Source organism: Saccharopolyspora rhizosphaerae (assembly GCF_003931915.1).
GTDB classification, from domain to species: Bacteria; Actinomycetota; Actinomycetes; order Mycobacteriales; family Pseudonocardiaceae; genus Saccharopolyspora; species Saccharopolyspora rhizosphaerae.
Window position 1 is genome coordinate 66,397 of record NZ_RSAA01000014.1, and the last position, 21,539, is coordinate 87,935.

Here is a 21,539-nt window from a genome sequence, read left to right on the forward strand (position 1 = left end):
GCGATCGAGTTCGTCCGGGGACCTTTGAAGTGGTCTTCTCCCCTTCCGGGAAACGTCCGCCACCTCCGCCGCACGCGACGGTCGCCGCAGGCCTTCGGCCTTACCCGAGGTGCACCGGGAGGCGCTGCAGTCCGTGGATGAGGGTGGAGAAGCGCCACTCGACGTCGTCGAGCTCGGCAGCCCCGCGCAGGCCGGGGAAGCGCTCGGCGAGCTGGCGCAGCGCGATCTGGGCCTCCATGCGGGCCAGCTGGGCGCCCAGGCAGAAGTGGATGCCGTGCCCGAACGCCAGGTGCCCGTGGCTGTCCCGGGTGATGTCGAAGGCGTCCGGCTCCGGGAACTTCTCCGGGTCGTGGTTGGCCGAGGCCAGCCCGACCCACACGATCTCTCCCGCGGGGATCTCCACACCGCCGAAGGTCACGGCTGCGGTGGTGTGCCGGAAGGTCCCGTGCATCACCGGACCGTCGAAGCGCAGGGCCTCTTCCACCGCGCCCGTCACGCGGTCGGGGTCCTCGACCAGCGCCGCCCACTGCTCGGGGTTGCGCAGCAGCGCCAGCACTCCGTTGCCGATCAGGTTCACCGTCGTCTCGTGCCCGGCCACCAGCAGCAGGAACACCATCGAGATCAACTCGGTCTCGCTGAGCCGGTCCTCGTCCTCGGACACCTCGATCAACGCCGTCAGCAGGTCGTCGGCCGGTTGCTGCCGCTTGGCGGCGGTGAGTTCGGCCAGGTAGGCAGCCATCGCGGCAGCCGCTGCGGCCTTCGCCTCCTCGTCGGAGGCGTCGAGCAGGGTGTTGGTCCAGTGCCGGAAGTCGTCGCGGCGGCTCTCGTCGACGCCCAGCAGTTCGCAGATCACCCGGATCGGCAGCGGGAAGGCCAGCACGTCCAGCAGGTCGACCTCACCGGAGGTGTCCGCGCCGTCGAGCAGCTCGGCGGTGATCTCCTCCACGCGCGGCCGCAGCGCCTCGACCCGGCGGGTGGTGAAGGCCTTGACCACGAGCTTCCGCAACCGGGTGTGGTCGGGCGGGTCGAGGTTGAGCATCTGCTCGCTGAGGTCGTCGTTGAAGGGACTTCCGGCGGCACCGGCTTTGGTGCTGACCACCTCGCGGGTCCGCCGGAAGTCCTTGGCGAGGCGCGGGTCGGCCAGCGCGGCCCGGGCGTCGTCGTAGCGCGTGATCACCCACACCGGCAGTCCGTACGGGGTGATCATGCGCTGGACCGGTGTGGCGGAACGGATCTCGCCGTACCGGTCGTGGAGGTGGGAGACGAACTCGCTGTCGAAGGTGACCGCGTCGGTGCGCGCCTCGGTGGTGGACATGGAGTTCCCTTCGGGTAGGCGGGAAGACCCTCGAAGCCAGTGAACTCCGCTCCGCACGGCTTGTCACACAGGACCGAAGGAACGTCCCGCCACGAACCCGACGATCAGGACATCTCGAAGCAGCCCGCGCCGAGCAGACCTTTGAGCTCGCCCTGGAGCCCGTTCTCCGTCGAGACGAAGAAGTCGCTGGACAGCGCCAGCCGCGTGGTGCCGCGCGGGCTCTGCAGCTTCAGGTGCACCGGTGTCGTCCCGGAGTGCGCCCGCAACGTCCGCTTGAGCTCGGTGACCAGCGACTGGTCGACCCTGCCCACCGGCACCTTGATCACGAACGCCGGGTTGGTGCCCACGTCGGTCTCGGCCGCCGAGATGTCCACCGGGACCGCGTCCGAGGCGAACACGCTGATCGTGCCCTCCCGCTCGTTGATCCGGCCCTTGACCGCCAGCGCGGTGTCCTCCACCAGGCAGTCGGCGAACAGCTCGTAGGACTTCGGGAAGAACAGCACCTCGACGCTGGCGTCCAGGTCCTCCAGCGTCACGATCGCCCACGGGTGGCCGTTCTTGTTGATGCGGCGCTGGATCCCCGAGATCATCCCGGCGATCTTGATCTGGTCCTTGCCGTTCCCGGTCTCGCGCTCACCGCCGACGAGTTCGGCGATGCTGCTGTCCTGGTAGGGCGCCAGCAGCAGCTGCGCACCGTCGAGCGGGTGCGCGGAGACGTACAGGCCCAGCATCTCCCGCTCGTAGGCGAGCAGCTGCTTGCGCGGCCACTCCTCGTCGGTGAACTGCAGGTGCGCCAGCGGAGACGACTCGGCCGTGCCGGTGTCGTCCTCCGCGCCGAACAGGTCGAACTGGCCCATCGCCTGCTGCCGCTTGAGCCCGATCACCGCGTCCACCGCGGCCTCGTGGTGCTGGGCCAACGACATCCGGGTGTGGCCGAGCGAGTCGAAAGCGCCTGCTTTGATCAGCGATTCGATGACCCGCTTGTTGCAGGCCAGGATCTCCGCCTTGTCCAGGAAGTCGGTGAACGAGGTGTAGCGGCCCGTCTCCTCGCGGGTCTTGACGATCGAACCCACCACGTTCGACCCGACGTTGCGGATGGCGCTCATGCCGAAGCGGATGTCGCCGTCGACCGCGGCGAAGGTGTCCTTGGAGTCGTTGACGTCCGGAGACAGCACCCGCACGCCCATCCGGCGGCACTCCGCCAGGTAGACGGCCATCTTGTCCTTGTTGTCGCCGTTGGAGGTCAGCAGCGCGGCCATGTACTCGGCCGGGTAGTTGGCCTTGAGGTAGGCCGTCCAGTACGCCACGAGGGCGTACCCGGCCGCGTGCGACTTGTTGAACGCGTAACCGGCGAACGGCAGGACCGTCGCCCACAACGTGTCGATCGCCTCGTCGGAGAAGCCCTGGTCGCGCATGCCGGCCTGGAAGCCCTCGAACTCCTGGTCCAGGACTTCCTTCTTCTTCTTGCCCATCGCGCGGCGCAGCATGTCCGCTCGACCGAGGCTGTACCCGGCGACCCGCTGCGCGATCGCCATGATCTGCTCCTGGTAGACGATCAGCCCGTAGGTCTCGGCCAGGATGTCCTTGAGCGGCTCGTCGAGCTCGGGGTGGATCGGTTCGACCGGCTTCTTGCCGTTCTTGCGGTCGGCGTAGTCCAGGTGCGCGTTGACCTCCATCGGGCCCGGCCGGTACAGCGCGTTCGCCGCCACCACGTCGCCGAACTCGGTGGGGTGCATGCGCTTGAGCAGTTCCCGCATGCCGCCACCTTCGAGCTGGAACACGCCCAGGCTCTCGCCCCGCGCCAACATCTCGTAGGTCTTGGCGTCGTCCAGCGCGAGGTGGGAGAGGTCGATCTCGCGGCCGTGGTTCTCCTCCACCATCTCCAGCGCGTCACCGAGGATGGTCAGGTTCGACAGCCCCAGGAAGTCCATCTTGAGCAGGCCGATGGCCTCGCACGACGGGTAGTCCCAGCCCGTGATGATCGAACCGTCCTCACGCGCCCACAGCGGCACCGTGCCCATCAGCGGCTGCGAGGACAGGATCACCGCGCACGCGTGCACGCCGGCGTTGCGGATCAGACCCTCCAGCCCGCGCGCGGTCTCGAAGATCTGCGACACCGACGGGTCGGTCTCGATCAGCGAGCGGACCTCGGCGGCCTCGGTGTAGCGCTCGTGCTGCGGGTCGACGATGCCCGACAGCGGGATGTCCTTGGCCGCGATCGGCGGCGGCAGCGCCTTCGAGATCCGGTCGGCGATCGCGAACCCTGGCTGGCCGTGGTGCACGCGCGCAGCGTCCTTGATCGCCGCCTTCGTCTTGATCTTGCCGAAGGTGATGACCTGGGCGACCTTGTCCCGCCCGTACTTGTTGATCGCGTACTGCAGGACCTCGTCGCGACGCCGGTCGTCGAAGTCGAGGTCGATGTCGGGCGGGGAGTCGCGTTCCGGGTTCAGGAACCGCTCGAAGATCAGGCCGTGCTCCAGCGGGTCCAGGTTGGTGATGTGCAGGATGTAGGCCAGCAGCGATCCCGCGGCCGAACCACGCCCGGGTCCGACGTGGATGCCCTGCGACTTCGCCCACCGGGTCAGGTCGCCGACCACGAGGAAGTACGCGCAGTAGCCCTTGGTGTCGAGGACGTCGAGCTCGGTCTTGATCCGCTCCAGGCACTCCTGGCTGGGGCCGTCCGGGTAGCGGGTCGGCAGGTACTGCTCGACCTCGGCCTCCAGCAGCTCCCGCTCGGACTTGCCGCTGCCGTCGGTCACGCGCGGCATCCGGTCCTGGAAGGACCAGACGTCCTCGTAGGACTCCACCATCTCGGCCACCCGCAACGTGTTGTCCGCCGCGCCCGGGACCTCCCTGTCCCAGTACTCCCGCATCTCCTCGGCCGACTTGAGGTAGTAGCCGTCGCCGTCGAACTTGAACCGGCTGTCGTCGGAGAGCGTCTTGCCCGACTGCACGCACAGCAGCGCGCCGTGCGATCCGGCCTGGTCGACGGTCACGTAGTGGCTGTCGTTGGTGGCCAGCGGCGGGAGGCCGAGCTTCTTCGAGATCTCCAGCAGGCCTTCGCGGACCGACCGCTCGATCGGCAGCCCGTGGTCCATCAGCTCCAGGAAGAAGTTCTCCTCGCCGAAGATCTCCTGGTACTCCGCCGCAGCCTGCAACGCCTTGTCGAACTGCCGCAGCCGCAGCCGCGTCTGCACCTCACCGGACGGGCACCCGGTGGTCGCGATGATGCCCTCGGCGTGCTCGCTGATCAGCTCCTTGTCCATCCGCGGCTTGCGGTACTGGCCCTCGAAGCTGGCCAGGCTGGACAGCGTGAACAGGTTGCGCAGACCGGTGGCGTTGCGGGCGAACATCGTCATGTGCGTGTAGGCACCGGCACCGGAGACGTCACCGCCCTCACCGAACTCGTCGGTGCCCCGCTGCTTGGCCTCACCCCAGAAGACGGGTTTCTTGTGGAACCGGTTCTCCGGCGCCACGTACGCCTCGATGCCGATGATCGGCTTGATACCGGTCTTCTTCGCCTGCTGGTAGAACTCGTCCGCGCCGAACATGTTGCCGTGGTCGGTCATCGCGACCGCCGGCATCTCGAGCCGCTGCGCCTCGGCGAACAGCGCCCCGACCTTCGCCGCACCGTCGAGCATCGAGTACTCGGTGTGCACGTGGAGATGGACGAAGGGGTCGACAGGCACGGGTGAAGTCCTCCTTCGCGGGCGGGTCCACTGAGGTGCCAGATTAACTCCGGGCACCGACGAGACCGGCCATTCACCCAGGCGTTGCTCGTGGTTCCACGGGCCCGGCGTGTCGGAGATCATGCGCTGGTCGTCGGGGGTCTCGCCGAACTCGTGCCTCGCACCCACGCGCCCGCGGGAGCGGGTAGCGTGGCACGACGTGACTGGCCCTGATCCCGAGGACGTGCGCCTGCTGAGCCTCGTCGCCGAGATGGGCCGGGCGGCGGTCCCGGACATCGCCGGCCGGCTCGGCATGGACGTGCGCGAGGTCGGCGCACGACTCGCCGCGTTGTCCACCACCGGACTGCCGTTGATCGTCGGTGTCGAGTGCGATCAGCAGGGCATCCGCAACGCCGTCGCCGCAGCTCAGCAGTGGGCCGCGCAGAACGCCCCGCACCCGGGAGCGCAGTACAGCGGCCCGCACCCGATGTCCGGTCCGCACCAGGTTCCGGGCGCCCAGCACCTCTCGGGACCCCACCAGGTCCCGGGTGTCTCTGGGCCGCAACACGTCTCAGGACCCCGGCAGGCCACGCACGCGATGCCGCACCCCCAGCAGCCGGTCGCGCCGCAGCCGCCGATGAGCACGTGGGGCCCGCCCGGGTCCGCCGCGTGGGCGCGCGGGGACCAGCCCGCGCCGGTGCCCGCCCAGGCACCCGCCACGACAGGTCAGGTCGGCACCAGGCTGGAGGTGCAGGGCGTGTCGGGCGAGCGGATCAGCATCCAGCTCATCGAGGTCGTCGACCCGGCGGACTTCCTGTACACCGCCGCCGGCTACGAGCTGCAGCCCGGGGAGCGCTCCGTCGTGGTGCACACCGAGCTGACCAACCACGGGCAGGTGCCGTTCCCGTCGCTGCCCGACATGTACCTGGAACTGATCACCAAGGACGGTGCGCCGGTGGGCAAGGCCCCGGTGTCGATGTCGTCCCGTCCGCCGCACCGGATGGGCGTGCAGCCGGGCGAAACCGCCGGAGGCCACACGGTTTACGTGCTCCCGGAATCGACGGAGCTGGCCGCCGTCCGCTGGACCGCCCAACCCGGCGACCCGCAGCGCACGCTTCTCTGGGACATCACCGACCTCTAGGAACGGTTCACCCCACGGCGAAGCCGCGTGTTCCAGGTGCGGGCCTCGACCCGCACCTCCGAAGGTGGTGAGCGGCTTCGTGGCGGGCACGCCGGGACGCCGCGTGGTGACTGCTCGAGGAACAGCACACGGAGTCCACGGAGCCGCTCAGGTTCCGCCGCGCGAAGCGAGTCCGGACCAGTTCTCAGACGTCAGGACTCGCCCCGGAAGAAGTCCAGCGGGTTCCGCCGGGGCTTCTCGGTGCGCTGCCTGCTGCGGTACTGCAGGGTCGGCCAGTCGCCGGCGTCGTCCCGCGGGCGCTCGGGTTCGGGCTCGCCGATGACCGAGGGCGTGGCCGGTGCGACGTCCTGAGCGCTGATCACGTCACCGAGGCTGGTCAGCCCCTCCGGTGGGGTGTCCAGGTCGGCCTCCGGGTCGACGGCCGGGATGCCGCGCGGCGGGGTCGGTGCGTCCGACCCCGGGAACTCCTGAGCCATCGAAACCCCCTTGGTAGCCCGCTGAACGAACACCACGGTACCTGCTCCCAGAGCCGTGCATGACGCACAGCAGCGGCGTGTTCCACGGGCGTGGGCCCAAACCGGCACCACCGCACGACCCCAGGCGCCCCGCAGCAGCAGCCGCTTCGCCAGGCGAGGGACACCCGACACCGCAGCGACCCAGCAGCCCGCAGCAACAGCCGCTTCGCCAGGTGCGGGACACACCTCGCACCGCCGCAGGTGCTGAGCGGCTTCGTGGCGAGTACGCCGCGACGACGCGCACCGAAGCTCAAGGAGCGGCGCACGGAGTCCTCGGAGCCGCTCAGGTCCTGCCACCCGCACCGCCGCGCAAGGCGATCACATCCCTCTAACCATCCTGGTCGCGCAACTCGTCCAGGGCGTGCTGCAAGTCTTCCGGGTACTCGCTCTCGAACGTCACCTGCCCGCCCGAGGGGTGCTCGAAGGACAGGCTCCGCGCGTGCAGCCACTGCCTGGTGATGCCCAGCCGCCGCGCCAGGGTCGGGTCGGCGCCGTAGGTGAGGTCGCCGACGCAGGGGTGCTTGATCGCCGCGAAGTGCACTCGGATCTGGTGCGTGCGGCCGGTTTCCAGCTTGACGTCGATCAAGGACGCGGCGCGGAAGGCCTCCACCGTCTCGTAGTGCGTGATGCTCGGCTTGCCGCCGGTGACCACGGCGAACTTGTAGTCGTGCCGGGGGTGCCGGTCGATCGGGGCGTCGATGGTGCCGCGGCTCGGGTCCGGCAGGCCCTGCACGACCGCGTGGTACCGCTTCTCGACGGTGCGTTCCTTGAACGCGCGCTTGAGCACCGTGTAGGCGTGCTCGCTCTTGGCCACCACCATCACGCCGGTGGTGCCCGCGTCGAGCCGGTGCACCACGCCCTGGCGTTCGGCGGCGCCCGAGGTGGCGATCCGCACGCCCGCGGCGGCGAGCCCGCCGACGACGGTGGGGCCCTCCCAGCCGGGGCTCGGGTGCACGGCGACGCCGATCGGCTTGTCGACCACGACGATGTCCTCGTCCTGGTGCAGGATCTTCATGCCCTCGACCGGCACGGCCACGACCTGCAGCGGTTGCTCGGCGGCCGGGAGGGTGATCTCCAGCCACGAACCGGCGATCAGGCGCTCGGACTTGCCCGCGGGTGCGCCGTCGACGAGCACGTCACCGGCCTCGGCGAGCCCGGCGACGGCGTTGCGGGACAGGCCGAGCAGCTTGGACAGACCGGCGTCGATCCGCATGCCGTCCAAGCCCTCGGGCACCGGGAGGGTTCGGAGTTCGCTCACGAGTGGGCGGCCTTCTTCTGCTTGCGGTGGATGGTCCCGTCGAAGTCGCGGCCCAGCAGCGACAGCAGCACCACGAGGATGCCGCCGCAGGTGATGCAGCTGTCGGCGACGTTGAACACCGGGAAGACCTGGCCGCCGGGGGCCAGGAAGGACAGGAAGTCCACCACGTGGCCCTGCAGCGGGCCGGGCGCGCGGAACAGCCGATCACCGAGGTTGCCGCAGGCACCGCCGAGCACGAGCCCCAGACCGACGGCCCACCCCGGCGAGCGGAGCTTCGGCGCAAGCCACACGATGACGCCGACCACCGCGATGGCCAGCAGCGCCAGCAGCCAGGTCAGGCCGGTGGCCATGGAGAACGCGGCACCGGGGTTGCGCAGCACGTCGAGGTAGAACAGGCCGCCGAGCACCCGCACCGGCGGGTTGCCCTCCAGCTCAGCGACCACGGCGATCTTGGTCACGACGTCCAGGGTCAGGCCTGCCGCCGCCACTCCGAACAGCAGCGCCAGCAGCGTGCCGGACCCGCCCTGCCGGGCGTCGGGGGCCGAGGTCGACTTGGCGTCCTCCGCCGCGGAGTCCGCCTGCTCAGGAGGGGGTTGCTCGGTGCTCACCCCGCCATTGTCCCCGACACGGGCGAACGCCGGCGCACCAGCCCGAGCCCACGCCCTTCCCCCGGGAGGTTGGGCCTCTCCAGGCGGGGGAGGTGTCACCTGGAACTGCCCCCACCAGCGCGGTGCAGAGCCCCAGGTGTCACCACCTCCCCTCGAGGGGGAGCGCGGGGTCAGGGCAGGAACGGAGGCAGCGGCCGTGGGTCGTCGACGGGCGCCCAGTGGCCGTCGACCTGCTCGTAGGCCGCTGCCGGGCCGTCCGCGACCAGGGATTTCAGGGCCGCGACGAGCCGGTCGACGTGCTCGGTCGTGGTGCCGAGGCCGATGCTGGCGCGCAGCGCGCGTCCGGAGTCCGCGCCGGCCTTGGTCAGCAGGTGGCGGGTGCCGAGGTGGGCGCAGAACAGCCCGTCGCGGACGCCGATGGCGTGCTCGGCCGACAGCGCGGCCGCGATCAGACCCGGGTCCTGCCCGTCGAGGGTGAAGCTGACGACGCCGACCCGGTCGTGCTCCGAGCCGAACAGGCTCAGCTCGCGCAGCCCGGGGACCTCCACCAGCCCGGCGCGCAAGCGGCTGAGCAGCGCCGATTCGTGGGCGACGACGTCGCCCCACCGGGTGGTGAGGGTGCGACAGGCGGTGGCCAGCGCGTGCACGCCGACGGTGTTGGGAGAGCCGGCCTCGTGCCGCTCCGGCCCGGTGGTCCAACTGACCGCGCGCTCGGTGACCGCGCGGGACGCGCCGCCACCGGCCAGGTGCGGGTCGGCGGCGTTGAGCCAGTCGGCGCGGCCGACCAGCGCACCGGATCCGAAGGGCGCGTAGAGCTTGTGCCCGGAGAGGGCGGCGTAGTCGACGTCGAGCTCGGCGAGCCGGATCGGCCGGTGCGGGGCGAGCTGCGCGGCGTCCAGCACGGTCCGGGCACCCCGGCGTCGGGCGGCGCGGGCGAGTTCGGCGACCCGCCACAGCTCGCCGGTGACGTTGCAAGCGCCGGTGAGCACGGCCAGCCGCGGCCCCTCGGGGCATTCGGCCAGCGCCTCGTCCAAGGCTTGGACGGCCTCGGTGGGGCTCTGCGGTGCGGGGATGCGGCGCACGTGGCGCCAGGGCAGCAGCGCGGCGTGGTGGGCCGTGTCGAAGGCCACCACCGAGGTGCCGCGCGGTGCCGCCGAGGCGAGCAGGTTCAGCGCGTCGGTGGTGTTGCGGGTGAACACGACCTGGTCGCCCTGCCTGGCTCCGGTGAAGTCCGACAGCACCTGCCGCGCGCCCTCGTAGACGCGGGTGCAGACCTGCGAGGCGAACCCGGCACCCCGGTGCACGCTGGCGTAGTGCGGCAGCAGCTCGTCCACCGCGTCGCGCACGGCTGACGAGCACGGCGCGCTGGCGGCGTGGTCGAGGTTGGCGTAGGCGGCGGTGCCGCCGGTGACCAGCGGTACCCGCAGATCGGCTCCCACGACGCCGGGAACGGCGGCGGAGCGGCTCGGAACATCGATGACAGCTGGGGACATCGCGACCCTCCCAGGGCTTCGAGGGCCCTCGTCGGGCCCGCGCTTGCCGAACCGCGCTGCGCGGCCGGCCAGGTCCTCACCCGGGGCACCCCACCGCGGTAGGAGGGTTGCCGGCCAGCGAGCCGGGGCTTGGCGCTGGCGCTCATGACCTTCGCCGCGAACGCTATCGCCCGGTCGGCTCCGCGACAACGCCGTCCCACTCCGCGGGCGGAACGGCGAAGGCCCCGGGAGCTCGTGGCTCCCCGGGGCCTTCGCGCTGCTCAGCGGGGGATCAGTCGCGGGAGACCGCGACCTTGACCTCCACCCCGTCGCCGACCGCGCCGGTCGCGGCGTCGCCCGCGTCGCCGGCCTCGACCGCGTTGGCGAGGGTCTCACCCGCGATGAACTCGCGGTGCGCCTCGACCGCCGCGACGACCTCGGCCGGCGCCTCGACGACGACCCGGATGCGGTCCGAGACCTCGAAACCGGCGTCCTTGCGGGCGTTCTGGATCACCCGGACCACGTCGCGGGCCAGGCCCTCCGCCGCCAGTTCCGGCGTGACCTCGGTGTCGAGCACGACCAGCCCTGCACCGCCCGGCAGCGCCGCAGCGGCGCCCGGGTCGGTCGAGACGAGCCGCTCGGTGTACTCGCCGTCCTGCAGCTCGACGCCCGCGGCGACCACAGTGGACCCGCGGCGCTCCCAGTCACCTGCCTTGACGGCCTTGATCACCTTCTGCACGTCCTTGCCGAGCCGCGGGCCGGCCGCGCGGGCGTTCACCGCGATCTCGAAGCGACCGTGCGCGGCGACGTCGGTGCTCAGCTCCAGGCTCTTGACGTTGACCTCGTCGGTGATCAGGTCCGCGAACGGGCGCAGCGCCTCGGCCTCCGGCGTGGCCACCACCAACCGCGCCAGCGGCAGCCGGACCCGCAGCTTGTTGGACTTGCGCAGCGCCAGCGCCGAGGAGCAGACCTGGCGCACCTGGTCCATCGCCGACACCAGCGCGGCGTCCGCCGGCAGTTCGTCGACCAGAGGCCAGTCGGTGAGGTGCACCGAGCGGCCGCCGGTGAGCCCGCGCCACACCGCCTCGGCGGTCAGCGGCAGCAGCGGCGCCACCACCCGGCAAGTCACCTCGAGCACGGTGTGCAGGGTGTCGATGGCGTCCTTGTCGCCCGCCCAGAAGCGGTCCCGGGAACGGCGCACGTACCAGTTGGTCAGCACCTCCAGGAACTCCCGCACCGTCGCGGTCGCGGTGGCCAGGTCCAGCGAGTCCATCGCCGACTGCACGTCCCCGACCAGCTCGTGGGTCTTGGCCAGCACGTAGCGGTCGAGCACGTGCGTGCTGTCGGTGCGGAACTCACCGGTGGCGCCCTCGGCGTTGGCGTAGAGCGCGAGGAAGTACCAGGAGTTCCACAGCGGCAGCACCGCCTGGCGCACCGCGTCCCGGATGCCGCGCTCGGTGACCACCAGGTCGCCGCCGCGCAGGATCGGGCTGGACATCAGGAACCAGCGCATGGCGTCCGAGCCGTCGCGGTCGAAGACCTCGTTGACGTCCGGGTAGTTCTTCTTGGACTTCGACATCTTCAGGCCGTCGTGGCCCAGCACGATCCCGTGCGCCACCACGTTGCTGAAGGCCGGTCGGTCGAACAGCGCCGTGGCCAGCACGTGCAGCGTGTAGAACCAGCCGCGGGTCTGCCCGTGGTACTCCACGATGAAGTCGCCCGGGAAGTGGTGCTCGAACCACTCGGCGTTCTCCATCGGGTAGTGGACCTGCGCGAACGGCATCGAGCCGGACTCGAACCAGCAGTCCAGCACCTCCGGCACCCGGCGCATGGTGGACTGCCCGGTCGGGTCGTCCGGGTTCGGCCGGGTCAGCTCGTCGATCTCCGGGCGGTGCAGGTTCGTCGGCCGCACGCCGAAGTCGCGCTCGAGCTCGTCCAGCGAACCGTAGACGTCGGTGCGCGGGTGCTCCGGGTTGTCCGAGACCCACACCGGGATCGGCGAACCCCAGTACCGGTTCCGCGAGATGTTCCAGTCGCGGGCGTTCTCCAGCCACTTGCCGAACTGGCCGTCGCGGATGTGCGAGGGAACCCAGTTGATCTGCTTGTTCAGCTCGACCATCCGGTCCTTGAACTGGCTCACGGCCACGAACCAGGACGACACCGCACGCTGGATCAGCGCGTTGTCGCAGCGCCAGCAGTGCGGGTACTGGTGGTCGTAGGTCTCGTGGCGCAGCAGCAGACCGCGGTCCTTGAGGTCGCGGGCGATGTGCTTGTTGGCCTCGAAGACCTGCATGCCCTCGAACGGCGGCACCTCGGCGGTGAACTTGCCGTGCGCGTCGACCGGGACGACCGGCACGATGTCCGCGGCGTCGGTGACGACCTTGTCGTCCTCACCGAAGGCCGGGGCGATGTGCACGACACCGGTGCCGTCGTCGGTGGTGACGTAGTCCGCGGCCAGCACCTGGTGGGCGTTCTCGCGGCCGGCGAAGAAGTCGAACGGCGGCTCGTAGCGGATCCCCAGCAGGTCGGACCCCTTGTAGCGGGCGACGACCCGGTCGGCGATGTCCTCGCCGAGCTCACGGGCGTAGGCCGACAGCCGCGCTTCCGCGAGCAGGTAGCGCTCGGTGCCCTGCGCGGGCGCGACCAGCGCGTAGTCGACGTCGGGGTGCACGGCCGCGGCGAGGTTCGACGGCAGCGTCCACGGGGTCGTCGTCCACACCAGCGCCAGCGCGCCGTCGAACTCCCGGCCCGGGGCGGTCAGCCGCAGTCCGACCGTCACGGCCGGGTCCTGGCGCGGCCGGTAGCCGTCGTCCATGCGGGTCTCGGTGTTGGACAGCGGCGTCTCGCAGCGCCAGCAATACCAGAGCACCCGGTAGCCCTCGTAGACCAGACCCTTGTCCCACAGGGTCTTGAACGCCCACATGACGCTTTCCATGTAGTCGAGGTCGAGCGTCTTGTAGTCGTTCTCGAAGTCGACCCACCGCGCTTGGCGGGTGACGTAGTCCTCCCACTCAGCGGTGTAGCGCAGCACGGAGGTCTTGCACGCCTCGTTGAACGCGGCGACGCCCATCTTGTCGATCTCGGCCTTCGAGGTGATGCCGAGCTGCTTCTCCGCCTCGACCTCAGCGGGCAGACCGTGCGTGTCCCAACCGAACCGGCGCTCGACGCGCTTGCCGCGCATCGTCTGGTAGCGCGGAACCGCGTCCTTGACGTAGCCGGTGAGCAGGTGGCCGTAGTGCGGCAGACCGTTGGCGAAGGGCGGACCGTCGTAGAAGACGTACTCGTTCGACCCGTTGTGACCCGCCTCGCGGGCCTCGACGGAGGCGCGGAAGGTCTTGTCATCGGCCCAGAAGTCCAGCACTTGGCGCTCGATCTCCGGGAACGCGGGCTGGGCCGCCACGCCGCGCTCGTCGGACGCGCCGAAGGGAACCTTGGGGTATGCCATCGCGGAGCTGCTCCTCGCACTGTGTCGTTGCCGCCCTGGAGGACGGGGACGACCCCCGGACGCACCGGGCACCGCGGTACCACCCCGCTTGCCGACGGCGCGGAACGCCGACGGCCACTCGATTGCCGGCTGTGACGGGCCGGACCCGTCCGGTTCTACTGAGGCGCGCCGCGCCCGTTCTTCCGGAGGCTCCCCGGTGATGGCCGGATCAACGCCTGGTCTTCCCAGAGTACCGGGACTTCGCCAGTGCGCTCTCACCGGCTCCGGCGCGGCTCCGCGGCGATGGTCGCGTTGGGCGCGCACCGGGCGCACGGCGTGAAGCCGAGACCCCGGGCGTCGACCAGCGTCAGCGGCAGCGCGTCCGCTTCGCCGAGCCAGTCGCAGGTCCGCACGTGGTAGCGCGGACGTTCGTCGATCACCACGACCTCGGCGTCCGGATCGGCCGCCTCGGCAGCGTTGCTCCGCTCCTCGCCCGGTTCCTCGCCCTGCGGCCGGACCCGGGTGGTCCTCGTCCTGCTGCGGCGGGTCCGGAGCCGGTCGACGACCAGCAGCGCGGCCCCGAGGACGCTGGCCAGGACCGAGGTCCACGCGAACCCGGCCCCGGCACCGAACACCGCGGCCACCAACGTCGCGGCGGCCACCAGGACCAGCAGCAGTACGACCAGCAGCACTCGACTTCCGCCCCTTCGCCGATCCCCTCTCGGCAGATACCGGCGGTGACGGGCCATGACCTATCACCGCCGGTGCGCCAAGTCGTGAACGGGGAATCAGCCCGCTTCGGCCGCCCTGGCGCCGAAGCTGTAGCTGGTGGCCTGCTGACCCGAGGAACGGCTTCCGCTGCTGCTGCTGCTCTCCGCTGGAGCGGCGGACCCGCGGTCCTGCAGTTCTCGCAGCTGGGACTCCAGGTAGGTCTGCAGCCGGGTGCGGTACTCGCGCTCGAACGTGCGCAGAGTCTCGATCTTCTTCTCGAGGGCGTTCTTCTCGTTGGTGATGTTGCCCATCACCTCGGCGTGCTTGCGCTGCGCGTCGCGCTCCAGGCTGGCGGCCTTGTCGCGCGCCTGCCGCTCAAGCGTCTCCGCCCGCGTGCGGGCGTCGTTGAGCATCGTCTCGGCTCGGGTCCGAGATTCGTTCACCATGCTGTCGGACTTCGAACGAGCCTCGGACAGCAGCTGCTCGGACTTCGTCCGGGCCTCGGACAACATGCCGTCGGCCTCGGCCTTGGCCTCACCGGTCAGCCGGTCGGCCATCTCCTGCGCCAGGCCCAGGACCTTGGCGGCCTGAACGTGGTGATCACCACCGGGCGAAGTCTGCTCGGCAGCGGTCGGCGCCGGGACCGGGGTGAGCCGGCGCGGTTCCTCCGCGGGGGCGGCTTGGGTCGAGGCGGCAGCGGACGCGGCCTGGCTGCGGGCCTCGTCCAAGTCGACCTGGGCGGTCTGCAGCTGGTTCTCCAGCTGCTCGACCTGGCCGCGCAGGTCGTTGTTCTCCTCAACCAGCCGGGCAAGCTCGGCTTCAACCAGGTCGAGGAATGCGTCCACCTCGTCCTCGTTGTAGCCCCGCTTGCCGATCGGAGGTTTGCTGAACGCGACGTTATGCACGTCGGCGGGGGTCAGGCCCACAAGATCACCTCACGCACTCCTTCGGCTGCGGTTCGGCGGGTTCCCCGTCACCCGGCCGGTTGCACCAGTCGCATCGCGATGAACACGACCAGCAGCAGCACCATAATCGATAGGTCCAGTCCGACGCCGCCGATCCGGACCGTCGGAATCACCCGACGCACCAACTTCACAGGTGGGTCGGTCACTGTGTAGATGCTCTCCAACGCGATTGCAACCCCCCCAACGGGTCGCCAATCGCGAGCGAACACTCTCACGAGTTCCACCACGATACGCGCCGTGAGAAGGAGCCAGAAGAAGAACAGAACGTAGAACAGGACGATCTGCACTGGGTTCACGCCTTCAACTGTGCCACCACTCACCCGTAGTTGAAAAAGGCCCCCTCTGCTAGCCGCCTCTTGTCCTCGGCCGCCACGTCCACGTTGGGCGGTGAGAGCAAGAACACGCGGTTGGTGACCTTCTCGATCGAACCCCGCATCGCGAACGCCAGACCTGCGGCGAAGTCGACCAGGCGCTTGGCGTCGGCCTCCTCCATCTCGGTCAGGTTCATGATCACCGGGGTGCCGTCGCGGTACTGCTCACCGATCGTCCGCGCCTCGCTGTAGCTCCGCGGATGCAGTGTTGTGATCTTGCTCAAGTTGAACTGAGTACCGGTGTCGGTCACCGCCCGCAGACGCGAAACTCCGTCATTCCGCGGCTGATCGTTGGGCAGAGTGCTGCGGGACGCCGTCTCCGGCGCCCACTGCCGCCGGGGTCGCGGCGTCTCGCGGAACTCCTCGGCGTAGGACTCGGTCTCCGCGTCGGCCTGGAAGCCGCCGCGGGTGCCCGCTGGCCTGCGCCGGGGTGCTCCCCGGTCGTCGTCGTAAGCGATCCGGTCGCCGTAGGCGGGACGGGAGTCGTACGCAGGACGCTCGTCGTCGTACCGCTCGCGGTAGGCGATCTCGTCCTCGAACTCGTCCACCTCGTCGGCCGGGACCATGCCGAAGTAGGCCTTCAACTTGTGCAGAGCGCTCATCGGCATGCCCTTCCTCTGCGGCTCCCTGACACCGAGCACGAGGTGGCCGGCCTTCGACCCCCTTTTGACGGCTACGGCGAGGTTAACCGCCGCCCGCCGAGCAGCGCGGTTCCGACACGCACCCTGGTCGAGCCGTGCGCAACAGCACTTTCCAGGTCGGCGGACATCCCCGCCGACACGTCCACAGCTTCGGGGTGATCAACGCGCAGACGCTCGGAGATCGCCCGAAGTGTGGCGAACGCCACATCCGGGTCGCCGCCGAGCGGAGCCACCGCCATCACTCCCCGCAACCGAAGATCGCTCGTTCCGGCGATCTTGTCGGCGAGCCGCGGAACGTCGTCCGGTGGGCAGCCTCCCCTGCCGACCGTGCCGTCCAAGCTGACCTGCACCAGCACGTCCAGCGGGTGCTCGCGATCGCCCGCCGCGCGGGCGTTGGCGGTCGCGCGGGCCAGCGCCTCGGCGAGCCGCTCACTGTCGACCGACTCGACGACGTCCGCCCAGCGGGTCACCGCCCGCGCCTTGTTGCGCTGCAACTGGCCGACCATGTGCCAGCGCCGCACGGCCTGCGGACGCAGCTCGGCGAACTCGGCGACCTTGCCGCGCGCCTCCTGCTCCCGGTTCTCGGCGAACGCGACCAGCCCGAGATCGGAGAGAAGTGCCACATCGGACGCGGGGAAGGTCTTCGTCACAGCCAGCAGCTCGACCTCGTCCGCGGAGCGGTCGGCGGCGTGGCACGCCTTCACCAACCGATCCTGGACCTCCGCGAGCGACTCGGCCAGCTCCGCGCGACGTTCCTCGGGCGTCACCGGTCCTCCTCCGGGTCGATCCAGATGACCGACGCGAACCGGCCGGTCCTGCCGTTGTCCCGGCGGTGGCTGAACAGCTCCGGCGACTCCATCGTGCAGCGCGGGTCGACGCCGATCTTGGCGATGCCGACCTGCGCGAGCTGCTCGAAGAGCCCGGCGCGCAGGTCCAGTCCGGTGGTCCCCTTGCGGGTCTTGCAGGCACTTCCCGGCAGGTGCTCCTCGACGTCGGCCTGCATCGCCTGGGGCACCTCGTAGCAGGCGCCGCACGCGGCGGGCCCGATCAACGCCTCCACCCGGTCCAGCTGCGCCCCGGCCTGGCGCATCGCCTTCAGCGCTTCCACCAGCACGCCCACGCGCGCGCCGACGCGCCCAGCGTGCACCGCGGAGATCACCCCGGCCTCGGGGTCGCCAAGCAGCACCGGCACGCAGTCGGCGGTCAGCGCCACCAGGGCGAGGCCCGGTTGAGCCGTGACCAACGCGTCCGTGGCCTCCACCGGACCCGGCTGCGGACCGTCCACGACGGTCGCGGTGCGGCCGTGGATCTGCTCCATCCACACCAGGTGGTCCTCCGGCAGACCGATGCCCTCGGCCAGCTTGCGCGTGTTGGCCGCGACCGCCTCGGGCGCGTCACCCACCCTGCCGCCGAGGTTGAAGGAGTCGAACGGCGCCTTGGAGCTGCCGCCCTCCCGCGTGGTCGTCACGCGCCGAATCCGCACTTGCCCAGCCTCCTGAAAATGAATCGACACCGGAGACCAGCGGTCTCCGGTGTCGATTCTCGCCCATGCTCAGCGCCGCATGAACGGCGGAATGTCCACGTCGTCGTCGGTGTCGTCACCGACCGGAACGGCGCGGTTCGGCAGCCCGCCCGACCGCGTGGTCCCGGTCCCGGTGGAGTGCGTCGGGTAGCCGCTGGTGCGCCCCGGCACCGACACGCCCTGCTGCCCGGTCGACGAACCGTCGGAGCCGAAGGAGCGCTGCTGGCTGCCCTGCGGCTGGCTCGCCTGCTGCGGGTAGCTCGACTGCTGGTACCCGGTGGCCTGCGGAGCCGACGGCTGCTGGGAGACCGGGGTCGTCGGCTGCTGCGGAGCGGCGGGCTGCTGCGGGGCCGCTGGCTGCTGCTCGACCTGCGGGGTCGACGGCCGCTCGGGCTCCGACTGCTGCGCCGGCTGAGCTGGGGCGGTCGTCGGCTGCGCCGGTTCCGGAGCGCTCGGCGTGGCCGGGGCCTGCTGCTGAGCTTCCTCGGTCCCGTCCGGGGCCGCGGGCTTCTCGGCCTTCGGCGCGGGCGCCTCGGCCTCCTCGCTGCGGCCGCCGACCCGGGTCGGCTCCAGCTTCTTGTGCGTCGGCGTGCCCGAGTCGAAACCGGCCGCGATCACCGTGACCCGGACCTCGTCGCCGAGCGAGTCGTCGATGACCGTGCCGAAGATGATGTTGGCCTCGGGGTGCGCGGACTCCTGCACCAGCGACGCCGACTCGTTGATCTCGAACAGGCCGAGGTCCGAACCGCCCGCTATGGCCAGCAGAACTCCGTGTGCGCCTTCCATCGAGGCCTCCAGCAGCGGCGAGTTGATCGCCTTCTGCGCGGCTTCGACGGCTCTGCCATCACCTCTCGCCGAGCCGATGCCCATCAGGGCGCTGCCGGCACCGGACATGACGCTCTTGACGTCCGCGAAGTCGAGGTTGATCAGACCCGGCGTGGTGATCAGGTCGGTGATGCCCTGGACACCGGAGAGCAGCACCTCGTCGGCTGAGCGGAAGGCGTCCATCAGGCTCACGCCGATGTCGCCGAGCTGCAGCAACCGGTCGTTCGGGATGACGATCAGGGTGTCGCAGCAGTCGCGCAGCTCCTTGATGCCCTGCTCGGCCTGGGACGCGCGGCGCTTGCCCTCGAAGGAGAACGGCCGGGTCACCACGCCGATGGTCAGCGCACCGAGCTTGCGCGCGATGTTGGCGACCACCGGGGCACCACCGGTTCCGGTGCCACCGCCTTCGCCGGCGGTCACGAACACCATGTCGGCGCCCTTGAGGACCTCTTCGATCTCCTCGGCGTGGTCCTCGGCGGCCTTGTGGCCGACCTCGGGAGCGGCACCGGCGCCGAGACCGCGGGTGAGCTCACGCCCGATGTCGAGCTTGACGTCGGCATCGGACATCAGCAGGGCCTGCGCGTCGGTGTTCACCGCGATGAACTCGACACCTTTGAGCCCGACCTCGATCATGCGGTTCACGGCGTTGACGCCGCCGCCACCGATGCCGACGACTTTGATCACCGCGAGGTAGTTGTGCGGGGGCGTCATCGGATCCGCCTTCCTGATCGTGGCTGGTGTGCTCTCTGCATCGACCGCCGGGACGGCCGCTGAGCCGGTGCCGCCGATGCGGCTCCCCCTGGTCGTCGGCGCGGGAGCGGTTGTTCGACCGATCCCGTGCCCGGTTCGGACGGTAGGCGTGATCGCGCCCCTGCGTCCAGCAGCCACGCCGGTGTCGGCAGCAGTGGTGTTGTGCCGTCCACCTCGTCGTTTCCGCCCCGACGTCGTCCGTGTCGCTCAGCGGGTCCGCCCGTTGCCGCAGCGAGCCCAGTTTCCTCGTTCCTCCCCGTGCGGCGGTCACGTTCGCGAACGTGATCACCACAACGGACACCGTACCTGGCCACCCGCTCACCCGGTTGAGGCAGTCGTGATTCGAAACCGGCTTCGTCGCAGCGGACAGCGCTGGAAATCCGGACTGCGGGTGTCTGGTTCAGCTGCCACCGTCCAGCCTCGTAGCGGCACGACGGAGGAACGGTGGCCATGGCAGGGGAATTGCGGGAGAAGGTCGCGTTGGTAGCGGGAGCGACGCGGGGAGCCGGGCGCGGGATCGCGGTGGAGCTCGGCGCAGCCGGCGCGACCGTGTACTGCACCGGGCGCACGACGCGCACCCAGCGCTCGGACTACGACCGGCCGGAGACCATTGAGGACACGGCCGAGCGGGTCACCCGCGCCGGCGGGCAGGGGATCGCCGTGCGGGTCGACCACACCGTCCCGGAGGAGGTGCGGGAGCTGGTGCGCCAGGTCGAGTCCGAGCAGGGACGGCTCGACGTGCTGGTCAACGACCTCGGCGGCGAGCACCTGATGGACTGGGACAGGCCGATCTGGGAGCAGGACCTGACGAAGGGGTTGCAGCGGCTGCGCACCGGCATCGAGGCGCACATGATCACCGCGCACTTCGCGCTGGCGCTGCTGAGCCGGCGCCCGGGCGGGCTCGTCGTGGAGCTCACCGACGGCACCGCGGAAGTGCACGAGGAGTTCTACCGCCGCGAGTGCGGCGCGTTCTTCGACGTCGCCAAGACCGCGATGCACCGGCTGGCCCGCGCCGAGGGCGAGGAGCTGGCCCCGCTGGGCGGCACCGCGGTGTCGCTGACCCCGGGCTGGCTGCGCTCGGAGATGATGCTGGAGCACTTCGGGGTGACCGAGGAGAACTGGCGCGAGTCCACGACCGCCCCACCGGCTTTCGCCATCGCCGAATCCCCCGCCTACGTGGGCCGGGCGGTGGCGGCACTGGCGAGCGATCCGGACGTGGCGCGGTGGAACACGCAGTCGCTCTCCAGCGGTTTCCTCGCGAAGGAGTACGGCTTCACCGACGTCGACGGCTCGCAGCCGGACTGCTGGCGGTTCGCGCTCGAGGTCGAGTGGGTCGGCGGGCAGGGCGACCCGGCCGACTACCGGTAGAGCGCGGCGAAGCGCGCGGCGGCCCGGGCCAGGTCCTGGCGCAGCGCTTCCGGCGCCAGGACCTCGGCTTCCGGACCGAGCGCGAGCAGTTGCGAGTAGGCGACCTGCAGCGATTCGGTCCGGAACGCGGTGCGGACCCAGCCGTGCTCGTCGGGTTCACCGGCGCCAGCCTCGGCTTCGTCGGCCGCCGGACCGTCGACGGTGGCGCGCAGCCGGCGGAGCCCTGCGGTGCTGAGGCGGACCTCCACGTCGAGGGTGAGCAGCGAACGCGCGAACTCCTCGGCGGTGCGCTCCCAGAACTCGGCGAGGTCGAAGCTCTCGTCGCGGACGAACTCCTCCCCCACGACGACCTCGCGGAACCGGTCGACCCGGTAGGTGCGGAACCGCCCGTCGCAGCGCGCGACGAGGTACCAGACGCCGGCCTTGAGCACGAGACCGTGCGGTTCGAGCTCGCGCCGGACGAGCCGGTCGCCGCGCTGGTAGTCGCCGGTGATGCGCAGGTCGCCCCACACCGCCCTGCCGATCTCCGGCAGCACGGCGGGCGTGCCGGCCTCGCGGAACCACCGGGGCGCGTCGAGGTGGAACCGCTGCCCCACCCGCTGCGGCGCGTCCCGGAACGGCGGCGCCAGCGCGGCCGCCGTCTTGCGCCGCGCGGCCTCGACCGCCTCGCCCAAGCCCATGTCGACCGCGGCCCCCGGCACTCCGGACAGGAACAGCGCCTCGGCCTCCTGCCGGTGCAGCCCGGTGAGCTTGGACCGGTAGCCGCCGAGCAACCGGTAGCCGCCCGCGCGCCCGCGCTCGGCGTAGACCGGAACCCCGGCCTCGGCCAGCGCCAGCACGTCACGCGCCACGGTCCGCTCCGACACCTCCAGCTCGCGCGCCAGCTCAGGCCCGGTCATCGCCCCCCGGACCTGCAACAAGCACAACAACGACACCAACCGAGCCGCCCGCACACCCCGACGCTACGACCCACCCCCGACAAAGC

The 21,539-nt window shown here is 70.7% G+C and carries 17 protein-coding genes and 1 riboswitch; of the genes, 2 read left to right on the top strand and 15 right to left on the bottom strand.

The window, feature by feature from the left end:
* Window positions 1–100 precede the first annotated feature (100 nt).
* Entirely contained in the window at window positions 101–1,315 is a 1,215-nt protein-coding gene (locus tag EIL87_RS13395) for a cytochrome P450 family protein (RefSeq protein ID WP_125090792.1), read from the bottom strand.
* A gap of 104 nt (window positions 1,316–1,419) precedes the next feature.
* Window positions 1,420–5,004: a DNA polymerase III subunit alpha gene (gene dnaE, locus EIL87_RS13400; RefSeq protein ID WP_125090794.1), complete on the bottom strand. Its 3,585-nt coding sequence runs from the start codon at window positions 5,002–5,004 to the stop codon at window positions 1,420–1,422.
* Between the two features lie 199 nt (window positions 5,005–5,203).
* Here dnaE and EIL87_RS13405 point away from each other — a divergent pair, with 199 nt between their 5' ends.
* On the top strand, window positions 5,204–6,124 hold the full coding sequence (locus EIL87_RS13405) for an AsnC family protein (protein ID WP_199740403.1): 921 nt from the start codon (window positions 5,204–5,206) through the stop codon (window positions 6,122–6,124).
* 191 nt (window positions 6,125–6,315) lie between these two features.
* On the opposite strand, the gene EIL87_RS13410 is transcribed toward EIL87_RS13405, so the two are convergent.
* The 12 genes from EIL87_RS13410 to ftsZ all read right to left on the bottom strand — a co-directional run bounded on the left by EIL87_RS13410 (window position 6,316) and on the right by ftsZ (window position 19,147).
* Entirely contained in the window at window positions 6,316–6,600 is a 285-nt protein-coding gene (locus EIL87_RS13410; RefSeq protein ID WP_125090796.1) for a hypothetical protein, read from the bottom strand.
* 367 nt (window positions 6,601–6,967) lie between these two features.
* Entirely contained in the window at window positions 6,968–7,852 is an 885-nt protein-coding gene (locus tag EIL87_RS13415) for an RluA family pseudouridine synthase (RefSeq protein WP_125091104.1), read from the bottom strand.
* 41 nt (window positions 7,853–7,893) lie between these two features.
* The gene (gene lspA, locus EIL87_RS13420) at window positions 7,894–8,505 is read right to left on the bottom strand and encodes a signal peptidase II (protein WP_199740404.1); all 612 of its coding nucleotides are present in this window, start codon (window positions 8,503–8,505) and stop codon (window positions 7,894–7,896) included.
* Window positions 8,506–8,675: 170 nt separating this feature from the next.
* Window positions 8,676–9,998, bottom strand: coding sequence for an aminotransferase class V-fold PLP-dependent enzyme (locus tag EIL87_RS13425; protein WP_125090800.1), 1,323 nt, complete (start codon window positions 9,996–9,998; stop codon window positions 8,676–8,678).
* Window positions 9,999–10,032: 34 nt separating this feature from the next.
* Window positions 10,033–10,148, bottom strand: a riboswitch (SAM riboswitch).
* Between the two features lie 121 nt (window positions 10,149–10,269).
* Window positions 10,270–13,422 (bottom strand): isoleucine--tRNA ligase, encoded by a 3,153-nt coding sequence (gene ileS, locus EIL87_RS13430; RefSeq protein WP_125090802.1) that lies wholly within the window; start codon window positions 13,420–13,422, stop codon window positions 10,270–10,272.
* Window positions 13,423–13,676: 254 nt separating this feature from the next.
* Entirely contained in the window at window positions 13,677–14,093 is a 417-nt protein-coding gene (locus EIL87_RS13435; RefSeq protein WP_125090804.1) for a hypothetical protein, read from the bottom strand.
* A gap of 96 nt (window positions 14,094–14,189) precedes the next feature.
* Entirely contained in the window at window positions 14,190–15,038 is an 849-nt protein-coding gene (gene wag31 / locus EIL87_RS13440; protein WP_125090806.1) for a DivIVA-like cell division protein Wag31, read from the bottom strand.
* Between the two features lie 47 nt (window positions 15,039–15,085).
* Window positions 15,086–15,373, bottom strand: a complete 288-nt coding sequence (locus EIL87_RS13445; RefSeq protein WP_125090808.1) for a YggT family protein — start codon at window positions 15,371–15,373, stop codon at window positions 15,086–15,088.
* A gap of 20 nt (window positions 15,374–15,393) precedes the next feature.
* Window positions 15,394–16,050, bottom strand: a complete 657-nt coding sequence (locus EIL87_RS13450; RefSeq protein ID WP_125090810.1) for a cell division protein SepF — start codon at window positions 16,048–16,050, stop codon at window positions 15,394–15,396.
* Between the two features lie 71 nt (window positions 16,051–16,121).
* On the bottom strand, window positions 16,122–16,856 hold the full coding sequence (locus EIL87_RS13455; RefSeq protein WP_125090812.1) for a YggS family pyridoxal phosphate-dependent enzyme: 735 nt from the start codon (window positions 16,854–16,856) through the stop codon (window positions 16,122–16,124).
* On the bottom strand, window positions 16,853–17,572 hold the full coding sequence (pgeF, locus tag EIL87_RS13460; RefSeq protein ID WP_125090814.1) for a peptidoglycan editing factor PgeF: 720 nt from the start codon (window positions 17,570–17,572) through the stop codon (window positions 16,853–16,855). Before pgeF ends, EIL87_RS13455 begins: the two co-directional genes overlap by 4 nt.
* A 69-nt stretch (window positions 17,573–17,641) precedes the next feature.
* Window positions 17,642–19,147, bottom strand: a complete 1,506-nt coding sequence (gene ftsZ, locus EIL87_RS13465; protein ID WP_125090816.1) for a cell division protein FtsZ — start codon at window positions 19,145–19,147, stop codon at window positions 17,642–17,644.
* A gap of 489 nt (window positions 19,148–19,636) precedes the next feature.
* On the opposite strand from ftsZ, the gene EIL87_RS13470 reads away from it, so the two are divergent.
* A complete protein-coding gene (locus EIL87_RS13470) occupies window positions 19,637–20,554 on the top strand; it encodes an SDR family oxidoreductase (RefSeq protein WP_125090818.1) in 918 nt (305 codons plus the stop codon).
* Here the strand turns inward: EIL87_RS13470 and EIL87_RS27705 are convergent.
* Window positions 20,545–21,507, bottom strand: a complete 963-nt coding sequence (locus tag EIL87_RS27705; RefSeq protein ID WP_125090820.1) for a helix-turn-helix transcriptional regulator — start codon at window positions 21,505–21,507, stop codon at window positions 20,545–20,547. The genes EIL87_RS13470 and EIL87_RS27705 overlap by 10 nt on opposite strands.
* Window positions 21,508–21,539: the final 32 nt, after the last annotated feature.

What these genes read in the sequence shown, in the direction of transcription:
- EIL87_RS13415 (WP_125091104.1), bottom strand. Translation starts at nt 7,852, where the DNA reads ATGCGGATCGACGCCGGTCTGTCCAAGCTGCTCGGCCTGTCCCGCAAC.
- EIL87_RS13450 (WP_125090810.1), bottom strand. Translation starts at nt 16,050, where the DNA reads ATGAGCGCTCTGCACAAGTTGAAGGCCTACTTCGGCATGGTCCCGGCC.
- ftsZ (WP_125090816.1), bottom strand. Translation starts at nt 19,147, where the DNA reads ATGACGCCCCCGCACAACTACCTCGCGGTGATCAAAGTCGTCGGCATC.
- EIL87_RS13410 (WP_125090796.1), bottom strand. Translation starts at nt 6,600, where the DNA reads ATGGCTCAGGAGTTCCCGGGGTCGGACGCACCGACCCCGCCGCGCGGC.
- EIL87_RS13425 (WP_125090800.1), bottom strand. Translation starts at nt 9,998, where the DNA reads ATGTCCCCAGCTGTCATCGATGTTCCGAGCCGCTCCGCCGCCGTTCCC.
- EIL87_RS13470 (WP_125090818.1), top strand. Translation starts at nt 19,637, where the DNA reads ATGGCAGGGGAATTGCGGGAGAAGGTCGCGTTGGTAGCGGGAGCGACG.
- ileS (WP_125090802.1), bottom strand. Translation starts at nt 13,422, where the DNA reads ATGGCATACCCCAAGGTTCCCTTCGGCGCGTCCGACGAGCGCGGCGTG.
- EIL87_RS13395 (WP_125090792.1), bottom strand. Translation starts at nt 1,315, where the DNA reads ATGTCCACCACCGAGGCGCGCACCGACGCGGTCACCTTCGACAGCGAG.